The organism is Lelliottia jeotgali, assembly GCF_977070485.1.
In genome coordinates, this window is sequence record NZ_CDRVFO010000005.1 from 204,535 (window position 1) to 223,231 (window position 18,697).

Consider the following 18,697-nt stretch of genomic DNA (forward strand, 5'->3'; position numbering starts at 1 on the left):
GGGGCGCGTTGCGCCCCATTTCTCGGCAAGCCCGCTCTCACGGGAGTTGGCGCGACATGCCTGCCGCTTACTGTGCCGCTTACCAGCCGCGCCCGGAGTTGACCCAGAAATTCACCGACAGCGATGTCGACACCGACTCCACTTGGTGGAACCAGCCTTCCGGCAGGAACAACAGGTCGCCGGCTTGCAGCAGCACCCGCAGGAAAGTCACCCCGCGCGCGTCAGGGAAGCGCTGGTAATCCGGTGCATCCGGGTTGAAGTCGCACCCGTCCAGGCCGCCCTTGGGTGAGGTCGACCAGGTGCCGAGTGCCGGGCGATGGTGCGGCGCTGCCAGGATGAACGACTTGTCCCCCCACACCTGGGCGAACAGGTTGTCGGCATCGTCGCGGTGCAAAGGGGTGAGGGTGCCTTTGGGGCCGATCCAGATGCGCGGTGCGATGTACAGCGAGCGCTCGAAGTAGGGCGGGTACTGGATCAGCTCAAGCAACTGCGCAGGCACGATGTTGTTGCCCATGTAAGCCGGTGGCTCGCCGTTGCTGGTGCGTGGCTGCGGGTTGTCCAGCGAGTTGATGAAATCTGCCATGGAGGTGGAGCGAAAGTCGCGCTCGGTGGAGAAGGTCTTCTTCACATAGTCGCCATGGCGGGTGATGCCCTGCAGTTCGGCGAAGTGCTCCAGCGAAGCCTGGCGGTCGAGGTTGAACAGCTTCCACTCACGCAGGGCGTCACTGATCACCACCGGTGTGCCGTACGGCAGGAAGTCGCGCTGGAAACGCTCGGCATCCAGCTGCGCGGCCGGGATTCTTTCTACCTCGGTCAGCTGTGGCAGGCTTGCCGACACACGTTCGCTGTAGCGCGGTGGCGTGACATGGCGCTGGTTCATGTCGGTCTTCTGCGCCGTCACCCCCTTGCGCGCCAGGTCGATGATTTGCGGAAGCAAAGTGGCCAGGCCCAGGTTGCCGCCGATTTTCAGCCGGCCGCCAGCAAACAGCTCTTCGACGTTGGCGCTGCCGGCCATGATGCCCAGCAGGTCTTGCTGGGTGACCTCGATGGTGACATCCGGCGTGGCATGCCGACCGGCCTCGGTGCGCGGCTGGGTACCAGCTTCGCACCAGTAGGCATGCTGCGGGCCGAAGATGAATTGGAAGGTGCCTTCGACGCCTACGGCACCGGCATTGGCGAACAACTTGCTCAGCAAAGGTTGCAGTTCCACGGCGCAGCCTCTTCGTGGGGGAGGGGTGTGAGAACGGAACGAAGGGCAGGCTGCGAAATTTAGCGCGCCGCCCGGCGCTGGCGGAGGGGGGTGGAGGTGTTAATTTTTTGCAGGTTGTATCCGTTTCGTAGGGATAGCCGGGCACTGCCCGTGGTACCCCACTCGTACGGAAAGCAAGCTGATGAATCCCGAAAAGTCCCTGCAACTGGCCCGCCGTTTCATTGAATTGCCGCTGGAAAAGCGCCGCCTGTTCCTTGAAACCCTGGCCAGAGAGGGCATCGACTTTTCCCAGTTCCCTATTCCGGCAGGGGTGGCGGCGCAAGACCGTCTTGCACCGTCGTTCGCCCAGCAACGCATGTGGGTGCTCTGGCAGCTGGATCCGCACGGCGGTGCCTATAACCTGCCAGGTGCGGTCCGCCTCAAGGGGGTACTTGACGAGTCCGCCTTGCAGCAGGCGTTCAGCCACCTGATCGAACGCCACCAGAGCCTGAGCTGTGTGTTCCAGCAGCAGGCCGATGAGCGCCTGTGCCAGGTGCACCGCCCGGCCGCGCCGCAGATCCAGCGCCTGGACCTTCGCGAGCTGGCCGAAGACGCCCGCCAGGCACGGGTGCAAGCCGAGGTCGAGGCCGAGTCGCTGTGCCCCTTCGACCTGGAGCATGGCCCGTTGCTGCGCATCCGCCTGCTGCGGCTGGCTGAGCAGGACCACGTGCTGCTGCTCACTTTGCACCACATCGTCGCTGACGGTTGGTCGATGAATGTGTTGATCGACGAATTCAGTCGCTGCTATGACGCCTGCGCCGCTGGCACACAGCCGCAACTGCCGGCGCTGCCGATCCAGTATGTCGATTACGCCCTGTGGCAGCGGCGCTGGCTTGAAGCCGGCGAACTCGAACGCCAGCTGGCCTACTGGCAAGCCACGTTGGGTGAAGAGCAGCCGGTGCTGGAGTTGCCGCTCGACCGCCCACGCCCGGCCGCGCCAAGTTTCAAAGGCAGCCGCCAGGAGCTGGTGGTGGACACGGCGCTTGCTCAGCAACTGCGCAGTTTTGCGGCGCAGCACAACCTGACGCTGTTCATGGTCCTGCTCGGTGCTTTCGGCGTGCTGCTGCAGCGTTACACCGGCCAGTGCGACCTGCGCATCGGTAGCCCGGTGGCCAACCGCAACCGCGCAGAAGTCGAGGGGCTGATCGGCCTGTTCGTCAACACCCAGGTATTGCGCCTGCAGCCGGATGGCCAAGCTGACGCACTGGCCTATTTGCAGGCCGTGCGGCAAACCGTGCTGGGCGCCCAGGCCCATCAGGACCTGCCCTTCGAGCGCCTGGTCGATGCGTTGAAGGTGGAGCGCAACCTGAGCCACGCGCCGTTGTTCCAGGTGATGTACAACCACCAGCCGCAGGTGGCCGACCTGGCTGCGGTCACGCTGGGCTCTGGCCTGGAGCTGTCCGCACTGGAGTGGCGCAGCCGCACCACCCAGTTTGATCTGAGCCTGGACACGTACGAGCAGGGAGGCGTGCTGCGCGCTGCGTTCACTTACGCGACCGACCTGTTCGACGCGGCGACCATCGAACGCATGGCGGGCCACTGGCTCACCGTGCTGCGTGAGTTGGTGGCTGACCCTGCACGCCCGCTGTGGCAACTGCCCATGCTCGACCCGGCCACCCGCCAACGGGTGCTGCAGGACTGGAACGCCACGGCTGCCAGCTACCCGCTGCAGTATGGCGTGCATGAGCTGATCGAGGCCCAGGCGCAACGCACCCCGCACGCGCCGGCACTGCTGTTCGCCGACAGCCTGCTCAGCTACGCCGAGCTCGATGCCCAGGCCAATCGCCTGGCCCATTACCTGCGTGGTCAAGGTGTGGGCAGCGACAGCCTGGTCGGGGTCGCGGCTCAGCGCAGCATCGAGATGGTCGTCGCCTTGCTGGCGATCCTCAAGGCCGGTGGCGCCTATGTTCCCTTGGACCCGGAGTACCCTGAGGAGCGCCTGGCCTACATGATCGAGGACAGCGGCATTGGCCTCCTGCTGACCCAGCAGGCGCTGCTCGACAGCCTGCCGCTGCCGCACGGTGTGCAGTGCGTGGCGCTCGACACCCTGGTGCTGGACACGATGCCGGACAGCACCCCGGGTCTCAAGGTCGAGCCGACGCAGCTGGCCTATGTCATTTATACCTCCGGCTCTACGGGGCGCCCGAAGGGCGCGGGTAACAGCCACCAGGCGCTGACCAACCGCCTGTGCTGGATGCAGCAAGCCTATGGCCTGGACGCCAGCGATACGGTGCTGCAGAAAACCCCGTTCAGCTTCGACGTGTCGGTGTGGGAGTTCTTCTGGCCGTTGATGACCGGCGCCCGCCTGGCCATCGCGGCGCCGGGCGAGCACCGCGATCCGCAACGCCTGATCCGCGCCATTGAGCACTACCGGGTGACCACGCTGCACTTCGTGCCTTCGATGCTGCAGGCCTTCATCCATGAGCCCGGTGTGCACGCCTGCAGCACCCTGTCGCGCGTCGTCTGCAGTGGCGAAGCGCTGCCGGTGGATGCCCAGCGCCAGGTGTTCGCGCGTTTGTCTGCAGCGGCGCTTTACAACCTTTATGGCCCCACCGAGGCTGCCATCGATGTCACCCACTGGACCTGCGTCGAAGAAGGCAGGGACAGCGTGCCTATCGGCCAGCCGATCGCCAATATCCGCACCTATGTGCTCGACGCCGGCCTTGAGCCCGTCGCTGTCGGTGTGGCCGGTGAGTTGTACCTGGGCGGGGTGGGCCTGGCGCGCGGCTACCACCGGCGCCCAGGGCTGACGGCCGAGCGCTTCGTCGCCGACCCGTTCGGCACCGGCGAGCGCCTGTACCGTACCGGTGACCGTGTGCGCCAGCGTGCCGACGGTGTGATCGAGTACCTGGGGCGCTTCGATCACCAGGTGAAAATCCGTGGTTTGCGCATCGAGTTGGGTGAGATCGAGGCGCGTCTGGCCGAGCATGCGCTGGTACGCGAGTGCGTGGTGCTGGCCCTCGATGGTCGCCGGTTGGTGGCTTACCTGGTGCTCAATGCAACGCCTGAGGGCTGGCAAGGTCAGCTCAAGGACTGGCTGTTGCAAAGCCTGCCCGAATTCATGGTGCCCAGCCAGCTGGTGCCACTGGACGGCCTGCCGCTGACACCCAACGGCAAGCTCGATCGCAAGGCCCTGCCACAGCCCGAGGCCGGGGCACAGGGTACCCATGTTGCGCCTCAGAGCGCGGCCGAACGCCAGCTGGCAAAGGTCTGGTGCGAAGTGCTGGGCGCCGCGCAGGTGGGCCTGGACGACAACTTCTTCGAGCTTGGTGGCGACTCGATCATTGCTATCCAGGTCGTCAGCCGCGCCCGTCAGGCCGGGCTGGCGCTCAGTCCGCGTGACCTGTTCCAGCACCAGACGCTGCGCGCCCTGGCCCAGGCTGCGGGCAGCGTGGACAGCTGCCAGGCCGACCAGCGCCCGGCTGAGGGCGAGGCACGCCTGACCCCGGTGCAGCTGCAGTTTTTCGACACGCCCATGCCGGTGCGCCAGCACTGGAACCAGGCCGTGCTGCTGGTGCCCCGTGAGCCGCTGCAAGCGGCGCAGCTGCAGCAGGCCCTGGCTCAGGTGGTGGCGCAGCACGACGCCTTGCGCCTGCGCTTCATCCAGGCTGATGGCCAATGGCAGCAGCAACACGCGCCGGCCTCCGCTGGCGTGCCGCAGCTCTGGCACCGCCAGGCAGACAGCGAGCAAGCGCTGGCTGCATTGTGCGATGAGGCCCAGCGCAGCCTGCGGCTCGATCAGGGGCCATTGCTGGCGGCGATGCTGGTGGCCATGGCCGACGGCAGTCAGCGCCTGCTGCTGGTGATCCACCATCTAGTGGTCGACGGCGTTTCCTGGCGCATCCTGCTCGAAGACCTGCAACGTGCCTGCCTGGGCCAGCCGCTGCCTGCCCGGACCAGCAGCTACCAGGCTTGGGCCGAGCGCCTGGCCGGGCATGCCGACGCCTGTGCGGGGCAGCTCGATTACTGGCTGGCACTTGGTGAGGCCGGGGCGCAGGCCCTGCCACGTGACCGTGCGGTAACTCAGACGCGCGTGGCGGATGAGCGCAAGGTACGGGTCAGTTTCCCGCCGGCCTTTACCCAGGCCCTGCTGCAACAGGCGCCGAGTGCCTACCGTACGCAGGTCAACGACCTGCTGCTGGCGGCCCTTGCCCGTGCCCTGTGCAACTGGAGCGGCAATCAGCAGGTGCTGGTGCAGCTCGAAGGGCATGGCCGTGAGGAGCTGTTCGAGGATATCGACCTGACCCGTACTGTGGGCTGGTTCACCAGCCTGTATCCGGTCGCCTTGCGCCCGCAAGCACAGCCCGGTGCCTGCATCGCGGCCATCAAGGAACAACTGCGCGCCGTACCACAGCGAGGCCTGGGCTATGGGGTGCTGCGTTATCTGGGCACACCGGCGCAACGCGAGCAACTGGCGCGCCAGGCGCAACCGCGGGTGACGTTCAACTACCTCGGCCAGTTCGACAGCCAGTTCGAGAAGGGTGCGCTGTGGCAGCCCGACCCTCAAGGGGCCGGCCAGGGGCAGGATGGCGACGCGCCGCTGGCCAACTGGCTGAGCGTGGAGGGGCAGGTCTACCAGGGCGAGCTGGGCATCAGTTTCGGCTACAGCCAGGCGATGTACGACGAGGCCACCATCGATGCCCTGGCCAGCGATTTCGCCAGCCAGCTACGCGCGTTGGTCGATCACTGCCTGCAACCGGGGGTTGCCTGTGCCACGCCGTCGGACTTCCCGCTGAGCAACCTGGACAGCACCGGGCTTGCCGCCCTGGCAGTGGACCTGGCCCAGGTCGAGGACATCCTGCCGCTGTCTCCCTTGCAACAGGGCCTGCTGTTCCACTGCCTGCATGCGGCCGCAGCCGGCGACTACATCAACCAGTTGCGCCTGGATATCGACCAGCTCGACCCGCAACGCTTCCAGGCCGCCTGGCAGGCGGCGCTGGACACCCATGCGGGGCTGCGTGCCAGCTTTCACTGGCCGGTCGACGTGCAACAACCCGTGCAGGTGATCCGCCGCCAGTTGCAGCTGCCGTTCAGCCAGCTCGACTGGCGCGACCAGACCGCGTCGGCCGACCACCTGCAAATCCTGGCCGAGCAGCAGCGCCTGGCCATGGCCGCGACTGATCAGGCGCCCTTGCTGGGCATCACCCTGGTGCGCCTGGGCGAACAGCGCTGGCACATGATCTACACCCATCACCACCTGCTGCTCGATGGCTGGAGCCATGCCCGGTTGCTGGCTGAAGTGATGCAACGCTACCGTGGCCAGCCACCCCGCCAGGCACCTGTGCATCCTCGTACCTACCTGGCCTGGCTGGCCACGCGTGACCGCCAGCAGGACCAGTCGTTCTGGCAGGCGCAGCTGCAGGGCATGCAGGCGCCAACACTGCTCGCCAGCCAGCGCCGCAGCGTTGAAGCGGCCAGCTACGGCCTGTGGCAGCAACGCCTTGGCAGCGCTGCATCGGCGCAGATCAAGGCGGCGGCGCGGGCGCGCAAGGTTACCGTCAATACACTGGTGCAGGCGGCCTGGCTCTTGCTGCTACAACGGCACTGCCGTCAAGACACCGTCTGCGTCGGTGTTTCGGTATCGGGGCGGCCTTCTCAGTTGCCGGGCATCGAGGCGCAACTGGGGCTGTTCATCAACACCGTGCCGTTGGTTGCCGCCCCGCGCCTTGAGCAGCGCCTGGACGACTGGCTGCAACAGCTGCAGGCCAGCAACCTGGCACTACGCGAGCACGAATACACGCCACTGGCCGACATCCAGCGCTGGGCGGGCAGGGCTGGCGAGGCACTGTTCGACACCTTGCTGGCGTTCGAGAACTACCCCGTGGCCGAGGTGCTGCAAGGTGGCGGTGACGGGCCGCGCTTCGGTGTACCGGACAGCCACGAGCAGCCCCACTACGCCTTGACCCTGTCAGTGGGCATGGGTGAGCAGTTGCAGGTCGACTATCGCTTGCGCCACGACGCTTTCAGCCTGGCCGACGTGCAGCGCCTGGCCGACCAGTTTGGCCACCTGTTGCAGGCGATCGCTGGCGCTGGTAACCCATGCCTGGCTGAGCTGAGCCTGCTGGATGCCGCCAGCCATCAGCGTTGCCAGGGTCAATGGCAGGCCGCTGAAGGTACTGTTCCGGCACTGGGCGTACACCAGCTGATTGAGGCCCAGGCGGCGCGCAACCCGCGGGCCGTGGCGGTGGTTGCCGACGACGGCACGTTGGAATACGGCCAGCTCAACGGCTTGGCCAACGCCTGGGCGCAACAGTTGATCGCGCGGGGTGTCGGCCCAGAGGACCTGGTAGGGCTGTGCAGTGAGCGAGGCCTGGCGATGGTTGTCGGCCTGTTGGCGATCCTCAAGGCCGGTGCCGGCTACGTGCCGCTGGACCCGCAATACCCGCGTCAGCGTCTGCAGGACATGCTCGACGACAGCGCCGTCAGGCTGGTGCTGGGCACCCGTACTGCCGCGCAGCCACTGGCGCTGGCAGGCACGGCCGACTGGTTGTGGCTGGACCAGCCCCTGGCGCCGCAGGACGATAACCCAGCGCCGCGAGCCTGCGCCGACAACCTGTTGGGGTTGATCTACACCTCCGGCTCCACCGGTCGCCCCAAGGGTGTGGCCCTGACCCATGGCGCCATCGCCGCGCACATCGCGACCATGGTCGGCCAGTACCAGGTGACGGCGCAGGACCGCTTCGTGCACTTCGCTTCGATCAACTTCGACTGGGGCACTGAGCAGTGGTTGTTGCCGTTGAGCCAGGGCGCCTGCTGCATCGTGCGTGGCGATGACATCTGGACCGCGGCCCAGGCATTCGAGGTGATCGAGCGCGAGCGCGCCAGCGTGGTCTACTTCCCCACCCAGTACGCCTGTCAGCTGGCCGAGTGGGCGCATCAGCAGGGCCGGGCACTGCCGGTGCGCTGCATTAACGTGGCCGGGGAGGCGCTGTCGCGTGAAGGCTTCGAGCGAATCCAGGCCCACTTGCAGCCGCAGCGTATCGTCAACGGCTACGGCCCTACCGAAACGGTGATTACCCCGCTGCTGTGGCAGGCCGACGGGTCTACCCGCATCGACACCGGCTATGCGCCGATCGGAACGCCGGTGCCGGGGCGTACCGCTTACCTGCTCGATACAGCCTTGCAACTGCTCGATACCGGCACTGACGGCGAGCTGTATATCGGTGGACCCTGCCTGGCGCGTGGTTACTTTGGCCAGGCGGCGCTGACCGCTGAACGTTTCGTGCCCGACCCCTACGACACGGTCGGCGGGGGCCGCCTGTACCGCAGTGGTGACCTGGTGCGGCAGCAGGCCAATGGCGAGCTGGTGTTTATCGGCCGCCTGGACCACCAGGTGAAAATCCGCGGTTTCCGCGTCGAGCCCGGTGAAGTCGAAGCCTGCCTGTTGGCCCAGCCTGAGGTGCGCGAGGCCGTGGTGATGCCGGGCGGTCAAGGTGCCGACCTGCACCTGGCCGCCTGGCTGGTGCCGGTCGACGGTTCGCAGGCCGATGCCGGGTTGCGTCAGCGCATCCTCGACGCGCTGCGCGCCGTGCTGCCGCCCTACATGGTGCCGTCACGCCTGCAACTGCTCGACAGTTTGCCGCTGAATCCCAACGGCAAGGTCGACCGCAAGGCATTGCCGTCGATCGAGGTCGACACCTCTGAAGAAGCGTTCAGTGCGCCCCTGGATGCGCTCGAACGCGAGGTCGCCCAGGCCTGGGCCAGTGTGCTGGGCAGGCACGAAGTGGGCCGTTTCGAGCACTTCTTCGAGGCTGGTGGCCACTCATTGCTGGCCACTCAGGTGGTGGCGCGGCTGCACCGCGACGGCCACACCGGGATTGGTGTACGCGACCTGTTCAGCGCCCCGCGCTTGTGTGATTTCGCTCAGCGCCTGCGCCAGGCGCAGCCGGTAAGCGATGCCGGCCCGCAACTGCGCGCACTGGGCGCCAAGGCCAGCGCACCGCTGTCGCTGGCCCAGCGCCGTTTGTGGATTGCCGAGCAGTTTGCCCAGGGTAGCGGGGCGTACGGCATGCCGCTGGGCCTGCGCCTGGACGGGCCGTTGCAGCCCGAATGCCTGAAGCAGGCATTACAGGTGCTGGTGCAGCGCCACGAAGTGCTACGCAGCGCGGTGGCCTGTGACGACGAAGGTGAGCCGCTGCTGGTGATCCAGGCGGCGGTCGACCTGGACCTGCCAGTGGACGACCTGAGCCTTTTGGCTGCCGCCGAGCAACAGCTGCGCGTGCTTGAAGCGCAACTGGCCAACGTGCGTCAGCCGGTGCCCATGGACCAGGCGCCGATGCTGCGTGCACGCCTGCTGCGCCTGTCCGGCGACGCCCATGTGCTGCTGCTCAACATGCACCACATCATTTCCGATGGTTGGTCGATGGCGCTGATGGTCAACGAACTGATCGCCAGCTACAGCGCCCTTGCCCGTGGCCAGGCGCCCGTGCTGGCGCCGCTGGTGCTGCAGTACTCAGACTATGCGCTATGGCAGGCCGAGCGCGAGCGTGCCGGGCTGCTGCAGGCCCCGGCGCAGTGGTGGCGCAAGGCGTTGCACGGTAGCAGCGGGCGCTTGCCGTTGCCCACTGACTTGCCGCGCCCGGCCAAGGCGTCCCAGGCGGGGGAGAACCTCTATCACGAGCTGCCGCCGACTACGGTCGTGGCGGTACGCGAACGGGCCGCGCAATTGGGCGTGACCCCCTACATGCTGCTGCTGGCGGCGTTCCAGCTGCTGATGCACCGCGCCAGCGGCCAGCACGATCTACTGCTCGGGGCTGATGTCGCCGGCCGCGAACATCCCGACCTTGAGGCGCTGATCGGCTTCTTCGTCAATGTCCTGCCACTGCGCTCGCAACTGGACGAACAACTGGACTTCGCCGCGTGGCTGGCGCGCACCCGCACCACCTTGCTCGATGCCAGCGAGCAGCAGGCACTGCCGTTCGACCTGATCGTCGAGGCTGCTGGCGCGCCGCGCCACCCAGGCATGAACCCGCTGGTGCAGGTGCTGTTCGTGATGAACGACATGCCGGTGGCGCATGGCGGCCTGGCCGACCTGAGTGTGCAGGTGCTGCCGCAGGCGGGCGGCTATTCGAAATTCGACATGGCGCTGTTCATCGACCCGGTCGCGGACGGCTGGCGCGTCACCTGGCAGTACGCCACGGAGCTGTTCAAGGCAGAACGGGTCCAGGCACTGCTGCGTGGCTGGCTGGACATCCTGGGCCAGGTGCTGGGCAACCCACACATCCAACTGAGAGAGATCACTATGGCGGTTCACAGTGAAATCGTGGCGGCGCCTGCCGCTGCCGGCGGGCAACCCAAAAAGGACAAGCTGGGCAGTTTCCTCAGGCGCGGCGCCGGCACGCCAACCCGGCCGGCCAGCGCAGTGCGCGAGGCTGCGATGGTACCGGGGCAGGCCTTTCCGTTGCTGATCGAACCGGTCGATCCCGGTGTGAGCCTGACCGACTGGGTGGTGAAGCACCGTGCCGAGATCGAACGCAAACTGGTGGCTCATGGCGGCATTCTGTTCCGCGGTTTCGGCTTGCAGACCCCGCAGGACTTCGAGGCCTTCGCCGAGGCTGTTCAGCCTGGGCTGTACGGCCAGTACGGTGACCTGCCTAAGAAGGAAGGCGGCAAGAACACCTACCGCTCCACGCCGTATCCGGAGCAGAAGATGATCCTCTTCCACAACGAAAGTGCCCACCAGGACCGCTGGCCGCGCAAACAGCTGTTCTTCTGTGAACTGCCTTCGCCGGTTGGCGGTGCCACCCCGGTGGTCGATTGCCGGCAGATGTATCAGCGCCTGCCCGCACCCCTGCGCCAGCGTTTCGAGGACAAGGGCCTGCTCTACGTACGTACTTTCACCGACAAGCTGGACGTGTCCTGGCAGCATTTTTTCAAGACCGACTCGCGTGCGGATGTCGAGCGCCGTTGCCAGGCGTCGGGTATCCAGTGGCGCTGGCTGGACAACGACGAACTGCAGATCCGCACGCCTTGCCCGGCGGTGATCGAGCACCCGGTCAGCGGTGAGAAGAGTTTCTTCAACCAGGTGCAGCTGCACCACGTGTTCTGCCTGGATGCCGACGTGCGCGAGGACTTGTTGGCGCTGTATGGCCTGGAGCGCATGCCGCGTCAGGTTTACTACGGCGATGGCAGCCCGATCGAAGACGCCGACATGGCGTTGATCGGTGAGCTGTACGAGGCGTGCGCGGTGCGTTTCGACTGGCAGGCCGGTGATGTGATCCTGCTCGACAACATGCTGGCCGCACACGCCCGCGACCCGTTCCAGGGGCCACGCAAGATCGTCGTCGCCATGGGCGACATGATGCAACGTGCCGACCTTGAAACCCTCACCTTGAACCGCACAGGAGTGCAAGCATGAACATCACCGTCGAATCGAGCGGCCTGCCGTTGTTGCCCATGCAGGTGCTCGAGCTGACTGCACTGCCTGGCCGCTGGCGGGACGCGGCGCGCTGCATCACATTGCAGCTCGACAGCGTGCCGGCGCCCGCCGCGCTGCGCGCCGCCCTGCAGCTGTGGCAGGGCCAGCACGACGCGCTGCGCCTGCGTATCGGCCAAGCCGCAGGTTATCGCGGCCTGCGTCAGTTTTTTCAGCGCGAGGCGGCAGGGGTGGACCTGACGTGGCTGGCGGCGGGCGATACCGCCGGCCGCCAGGCCTGGTTCGAGCGTGAGGTGGATGTGCAGGCCGAGGCGGGCGTCGCCGTGCTGGTGTGCGAGCAGGCCGAGGGGCGCTGCCAGTTGGTGCTTGGTGTGCTCGCTGCGCTGGTTGACGCTGCCAGCCTGCCGGCCCTGGCTGCAAGCCTTGCGGCGATCTGCCAGGGCGCACTGGAAACAGCCGAAGACGGCGATTTCGAACAGTACCTGCAGTGGCGCAGCGAGGTGGTGGTGGATGAAGACGCCAGCACTGCGCGCAGCTACTGGACCGCGCTGAACGGCAAGCCCGCAAGCGCCCAGCAACTGCCCTGGCGCCTCCCCCAAGGCAGCCCGCGCGGTGAGCGCGCGCAGGCCCGCGCGGCAATTGACCCGGCCGTTGTGCAGCACCTGGCCGGCCTTGGCCTGCCCTTGGACATGGTGTTGCAGGCAGCCTGGTGGCTGCTACTGGCGCGGCTCGATGGTCAGCCTGCGCAGGTGGTGAGCTGGTGCCACGACAGCCGTGGCGACTACGCCTATTTCGCCGACAGCGCAGGGGTGTATCACAAGCAGCTGCCGGTGCTTGTCGACTACCAGGCCGAGCAGCCACTGCGTACCTGGCTGCACGGCCTGGCCGCGCAGTTGGAGCAGCATGCCGTTTGGCAGGAATACTTCACCCCCGAGCAGACGCCCGCGCTGGAGCCTGCCGCCATCGGTTTTCGCCTGATCCCCGCCTGCCCGCCGCTGGCCGGAGGTTGGCAGGTAGTGGGCATGGACGCGCCGATGGTGGGCCCCGACCTGCTGCTGCAGGTCGACAGCGACTGCGTAGCGCCACAGGCGCTGTTGCAGTACTGGGCCTCGTGGCATAGCCCGGCACTGGCGCAACTACTGCTCGAGCAGTACGTAACGCTGCTGGCAAGCATTGCTCAGACACCAGACGCGGCCTTGGTCAGCCTGGGGCTTGTCGGTGAGCAACAGCGTCGCCTGGTGCTTGAGCGTAACGCCCAGGCTGCACTGCCAGCGGTCACCGAACTGCTGCCGGAACGGGTCGCCCGCTGGCTGCGCGAACAGCCCCAGGCGCTGGCGATCATTGATCAAGGGCAGGGGTGGAGCTGGCAGCAGCTCGACCAGCTGGCCACTGCGCTGGCCGCCCACCTGCAGGCCCAGGGCGTTGGCAGCGCCAGCGTTGTCGGCCTGGCCCTGCCGCGCTCGGTGCACTGGCTGGCGGCGGTGCTGGCCTGCTGGAAGTGCGGGGCTGCGTACCTGCCGCTGGACCCGCTCTGGCCCGCAGCGCGACGCGAGCAGGTCAGCCGCCTCGCCGGCGCGCAGTTGCAGATCGATGCCACGCTGTTCGAGCAGCTGACGGACACCTCTGCGCCGTTCGAGGCGCAAGCGCTCACGGCCAATACGGCGGCCTATGTGCTGTTTACCTCGGGTTCGACCGGTGAGCCCAAGGGGGTGGTCATCGAACACGGGCAACTGGCCGGGTACCTGCAGGCCGCTGAGCAGGCCTTGGAGCTCTCGGCCTGCAGGCACTTTGCGTTCAGCGCCACGGTGGCGGCGGACTTGGGTCATACCAGCCTGTTCGGCGCCTTGCAGGTTGGCGCCACCTTGCACGTTGCCAGCGACGCAGTGATGCAGGACCCGGCGGCCTTTGCCGCATTCGTGCGCGACGAAGGTATCGATTGCCTGAAGATCGTGCCGTCGCACCTGGCGGCGCTGCTCGACAGCGCGCAGCCCAGCCTGCCAGCAACCCTGGTACTGGGCGGCGAAGCGCCGAGTGCGCAGTTGCTGGCGCGCATCGCACGGCTGGCGCCTCAGGCTCGGGTGTTCAACCACTATGGCCCGACCGAGGCCACCGTCGGCGTGCTGGTCCAGCCACTGCGGGCCGAGGCGCCGATGGCGAGCCTGGGCCAGGTGCTGGCCGGCAACCGCGTTTACTTGCTGACGCCTGCAGGGCAACTGGCGGGCGTGGGTGAGCTGGGTGAACTGCATGTGGCCGGGCGCCAGCTGTGCCGGGGCTATCTGGAAGCCGAGCAGGGGGCGTCGCGCTTTATCGACAACCCATTGCAAGCCGGCGAGCGCCTGTACCGCAGCGGTGACTTGGCCCGTTACCAGGCCGATGGCAGCATCCTGCTGCAGGGGCGGCAGGATCACCAGGTGAAGATTCGCGGGTTCCGTGTCGAGTTGGCCGAAGTAGAAGCGCGCCTGCTGGAGATCGACGGGGTCGCGCAGGGGGCGGTGCTGGCGATCGAAACCCAGCCCGGGCAACTGGAACTGCTGGCTTGCTACGCCGTGCACGGCGAAGCCGAAGGGCTCGATGAAGCCTCGCTGCGTGCGCGGCTTGCCGAGTGCCTGCCAGCGGCCATGGTGCCGACGCAGCTGCGTTGCCTGCCGAGCCTGCCGCGCCTGGCCAACGGCAAACTCGACCGTCGCGCGCTGCTGCAGCTGCCGCAGCAGCAGGGTGGCCAGCAGGATGCACCACAGGATGCATTGCAGACGTTGCTGGCCCAGCGCATGGCGCAGTTGCTCGGGCGCGACAGCATCGGTATCCACACCGACTTCTTCGCTGCCGGCGGCCATTCGCTGCTGATCATCAAGCTGGTGGCAGGGATTCGTAAGTTGTTGAACTGTGAAGTGGCGCCGGCGCTGGTCTTCGAGCACCCCACAGTGGCGGGGCTGGCCGAGGCGTTGCAGGCCAACGAGGCAAACCGCGGGCATTTGCTCAAGATTGCCCAGGCGCGCCTGCAACTGGAGCGCATGAGCCCTGAGGAAAAGGAGCAGATGCTGGCCAAGGCGAAGAACCTTACGGCATAGCTCAGACAGCGTTTGATAGGGCTGCTACGCAGCCCATCGCCGGCAAGCCGGCTCCCACAGGTACAGGGTAGGCCTCAAGAACCGCGCTGTACCTGTAGGAGCCGGCTTGCCGGCGATGGGCCGCAAAGCGGCCCCAAATCTATTGACCGACTGGCATTAGCCTTCGGGTTTTTCATGAGTGCGAGCTTAGGCAGCCCCGAGCCATCGACAAATTGAACGCAAATGAAAAAAGTTATCAGTTTTTTTCACGTTCGTGCGTCTTACCTGTAAGCCGCTGAAAACGCGTCGCTCGAACGCGTAAGGGCCTTATAGAAACGGTACGTCGAGACCGTCACCTACACACTCATAGAACAGTCGGAGTCAGTTGCGCACATGAAGTCCAAACGTATGCGAAACAAGGGGGCAGCCTTGGCCGCCGGGCCATCGAAGTGGAGCCTGCGGGCTTCGGCGCTGGTGCTGAGCCTGGCCATGGCCCATGCCCATGCCCAGCCGGTTGCGGTGGACATCGCAGCCCAGCCATTGGACCAGGCACTGATCGCCCTTGGCCAGCAGACCGGCCTGCAGATGGTCTACTCGCCCGACCTGGTCAGCGGCAAGCGTGCACCCAAGGTCAGCGGCACCATGGAGCCGGACCAGGCCCTGTCGCAACTGCTGGAGGGCGCAGGCCTTACCTACCGCATCGAGAACAATTCGGTCCTGTTGATCAGCACCGACACCAGTGATATCGGCGCCGGTGCTCTGGTTATCGGCGAAACCACCATCATGGGCCAGGGTATGGGCCAGGCTACCGAGAACACCGGCTCCTACACGCCGGGCCTGACCAGTGTCGGCTCGAAAAGCCCGACCTCGTTGAAGGAAACCCCGCAATCGGTATCGGTGATCACCCGCCAGGTCATCGAAGACCGCCAGTTCACCGACATCAACGATGCGATGAAGGCCGTGCCGGGTGTGACCGTGCAGAGCAACACCTTCCGTATCCAGGACTTCTATTCGCGCGGCTTCCCGATCCAGAACATCCAGCTCGACGGTGCCGCCCCCATGGCGTTGGGCACCACCGCCGGCAGCTTTTACGCGTCGAACATTTACGACATCGCCGAGTTCGACCATGTCGAAGTGCTGCGTGGCGCCAGCGCACTGTTTGGCGGCACCGGTGACCCGGGCGGTATCATCAACCTGGTGCGCAAGCGCCCGCTGGACTTCTACCAGCTCAAGTTCACCGCCTCGGCGGGCAGCTGGGACAACTACCGCAGCGAGCTGGACGTGACCGGCCCGCTGGGCTTCGATGGCAAGCTGCGTGGCCGTATGGTGGTGGCCTACCAGGACCGCCAGTACTTCGTCGACAACCGTGCCACCGACAAGCCGTTCTTCTATGGCGTGCTTGAAGCCGATGTCACCGACGACACCATGCTCACCGCAGGCTTGCGTTTCAACAAAGTCCACGAGACCGGCACCGCCTCGGCCGTGCCACGCTACAGCAACGGTGCCGACCTTGGCCTGCCGCGCCATACCGGGCTGTCTACCACTTGGGCGTACGCGGACGGCTTTTCCCGCGAGTATTTCGCCAAGGTCGACCATCGCCTGAACGATGACTGGAAGCTCAACCTCAGCTACACCAACATCTACGACACCATCACCACCAACAACGCCACCACGCTGGGCTCTGTAAACCCGGTCACCGGCACCGGCGTGACCCGCTACGGCACCTACAACACCCAGTGGAGCGAGCAGAACCTCTGGGACGTCAACGTCTCCGGCGACTTCAGCATGTTCGGCCTCGACCACCGCCTGGTGGTGGGTGGCGACTATCAAGAGATCGACAGCCGCTGGCGCGGCACTGGCCGCTTCACCACTGCCGGCGGCCCGGTCAATGTATTCGACCCCGATTCCACCCCATGGGATGATCCAGGCGCCCGGCCGGTCATCAGCCGCGACTACAAACCCAACAGCCAGACCCAATACGGCTTGTACTCGAGCCTGCGCCTGCAACTGGCCGAGCCGTTGCACCTGATCGTCGGTGCCCGTGCACAGCGCTACAAGTTCGACCAGACCTACCAGACGGCAGACGCCACCGGGTCGACCTGGACCCAGCAGTCGCGGGTGGACATGCGCGAACCGACCAAGGTCACCCCGTTTGGCGGCATCGTCTATGACCTGACGGACGAATGGGCGGCCTATGCCAGCTACGCCGAGATCTTCAAGCCACAGCAGAACCTGCTGGCTGGGCCTGCGACCTCTGGCAGCACCCTCGACCCGATGACCGGCAAAACCTACGAGACCGGCATCAAGGGCGAGCTGTTTGGCGGCGCGGTCAACACCAGCATTGCGCTGTACTACACCAAGCGTGAAGACCAGGCTGTGCAGGACCCGAACTACCCGTTGAGCCAGGTGGCATTCGGCGGTAACTGCTGTTACGTCAATGGTGGGGAAACCATCAGCAAGGGCATCGACATGGAAATCTCCGGCGAAATCTTGCCGGAATGGATGATGATGGCCAGCTACACCCTCAACATCAACAAGAACCGCGACACGGGCTCTGCGCTGAGCACCGTCACGCCCAAGCACATGGCCAAGCTGTTCACCACCTACCGCTTGCCGGGTGTGCTGAACGACTTCCGCGTCGGGGGTGGCGTGGACATCCAGAGTGCGACCAAGGTCAGCGGCACTGCAGCGACTTACGACAGCCTGGGCAACGTAGTGCAGTCCAGTGTGCCTTTCGAATACCAGCAGAGCGGTTATGCGATCTGGAACGCGATGGTCGACTACCGTATCGACGAGCACTGGAACGTGACCCTCAACGGCAACAACCTGTTTGACAAGAAGTACTACCAGACCGTCGGTACCTCGACCTACGGCAACTACTATGGCGATCCCCGCAACTTCATGCTGACGGTACGGGCGACGTACTGATTTCAGTTAGCGTAATCAGGGCTGCTGCGCAGCCCATCGCCGGCAAGCCGGCTCCCACAGGGAACTCGCAGTTCTTCAGGTCTGCGCTGTACCTGTGGGAGCTGGCTTGCCGGCGATGGGCCGCAAAGCGGCCCCAGATTCGCTTCAGGCCAGCACCTGCTCCAACCAGCATCCTGCCGCGGCATACACCTCGCCAGTCGCTCCGGTGATTCCCGACATGCGCAGAAAATCGTGGGTCAGTCCCGCTTCTATGCGCAGGGTGGTCGGTGTGCCGCTCGCCTCAAGCTTGCGCGCATAGTCCAGGCCTTCATCGAACAACGGGTCGTACTGGGCCAGGTTCACATACGCCGGCGCCATGGCCGGCAGCGCCGGGTGCAGCAGAGGCGAGGCGCGCCAGTCATTGTGCGCCTGGGCGGCGCCCAGGTAGTGGTCATAGAACCAGTCCAGTGTGCCGCTCTCCAGCAGATAACCCTCGGCATACCGCTGGTGCGAGGCGCGCCGGGTATTGCTCTCGGTCACCGGGTAGAACAGCAACTGTGCCTTCACTGCCATGGCCTGCGGGTGTTGCGCGGCTTCGATCGCCAGAACCGTGGCCAGGGTTGCACCCGCGCTGTCGCCGGCCAGCACCAGCGCGCTCGGCAGGCCCAGTTCGGTGGCGCTGTGCTGCAGCCAGCTGGCGGCGTCCTGGCAATCGTGCAGGGCCGTCGGGAACGGCTGCTCCGGCGCCAGCCGGTAGTGCGCAGCGAACACCGCATAGTCACCCAGGCAGGCCAGGCGCCGGCACACGCAGTCATGCGAGTCCAGGCTGCCGACCACATAGCCACCGCCATGCAGGTAGAGCAGGGTAGCCTTGGGCGTGACGCCCGGGCGTACGTAGAGGCGGGCGGGCAACTGCGCACCATCGCGGCAACTGAACTGCAGGGCGCGCACCTCGACGTGGGCGGGAGGGTCGGGGTCGAGCAGGCGCGAGGCGTTTTCGAATTCCGCCCGCGCCTGGGCGATGCCCAATTGATGCATGGGCTGGCTCTTGCCCGTCAGACGGCCGAGTTCGGCCAGTTCCAGGAACGCTTCCAGATCGCAATCCAGGGACATTCGGGT

5 protein-coding genes are annotated in these 18,697 nt (G+C 66.0%); 3 read left to right on the plus strand and 2 right to left on the minus strand.

The genetic code is table 11. The features are described 5' to 3' along the window. Nucleotides 1-79: 79 nt before the first annotated feature. Entirely contained in the window at nucleotides 80-1,210 is a 1,131-nt protein-coding gene (locus tag ACW4TB_RS09805; RefSeq protein WP_279930007.1) for a cupin-like domain-containing protein, read from the minus strand. A gap of 181 nt (nucleotides 1,211-1,391) precedes the next feature. Here ACW4TB_RS09805 and ACW4TB_RS09810 point away from each other — a divergent pair, with 181 nt between their 5' ends. From ACW4TB_RS09810 to ACW4TB_RS09820, 3 genes are all read left to right on the plus strand, one after another. Beyond that, nucleotides 1,392-11,606, plus strand: coding sequence for a non-ribosomal peptide synthetase (locus tag ACW4TB_RS09810; protein ID WP_279930010.1), 10,215 nt, complete (start codon nucleotides 1,392-1,394; stop codon nucleotides 11,604-11,606). Further along, the gene (locus tag ACW4TB_RS09815) at nucleotides 11,603-14,692 is read left to right on the plus strand and encodes a non-ribosomal peptide synthetase (protein ID WP_279930012.1); all 3,090 of its coding nucleotides are present in this window, start codon (nucleotides 11,603-11,605) and stop codon (nucleotides 14,690-14,692) included. The genes ACW4TB_RS09810 and ACW4TB_RS09815 overlap by 4 nt, the downstream gene beginning before the upstream one ends. A gap of 372 nt (nucleotides 14,693-15,064) precedes the next feature. After that, a complete protein-coding gene (locus ACW4TB_RS09820; protein WP_279930013.1) occupies nucleotides 15,065-17,599 on the plus strand; it encodes a TonB-dependent siderophore receptor in 2,535 nt (844 codons plus the stop codon). 144 nt (nucleotides 17,600-17,743) lie between these two features. Here the strand turns inward: ACW4TB_RS09820 and ACW4TB_RS09825 are convergent, their stop codons facing one another. After that, nucleotides 17,744-18,691: an alpha/beta hydrolase gene (locus tag ACW4TB_RS09825; RefSeq protein WP_012315377.1), complete on the minus strand. Its 948-nt coding sequence runs from the start codon at nucleotides 18,689-18,691 to the stop codon at nucleotides 17,744-17,746. Nucleotides 18,692-18,697: the final 6 nt, after the last annotated feature.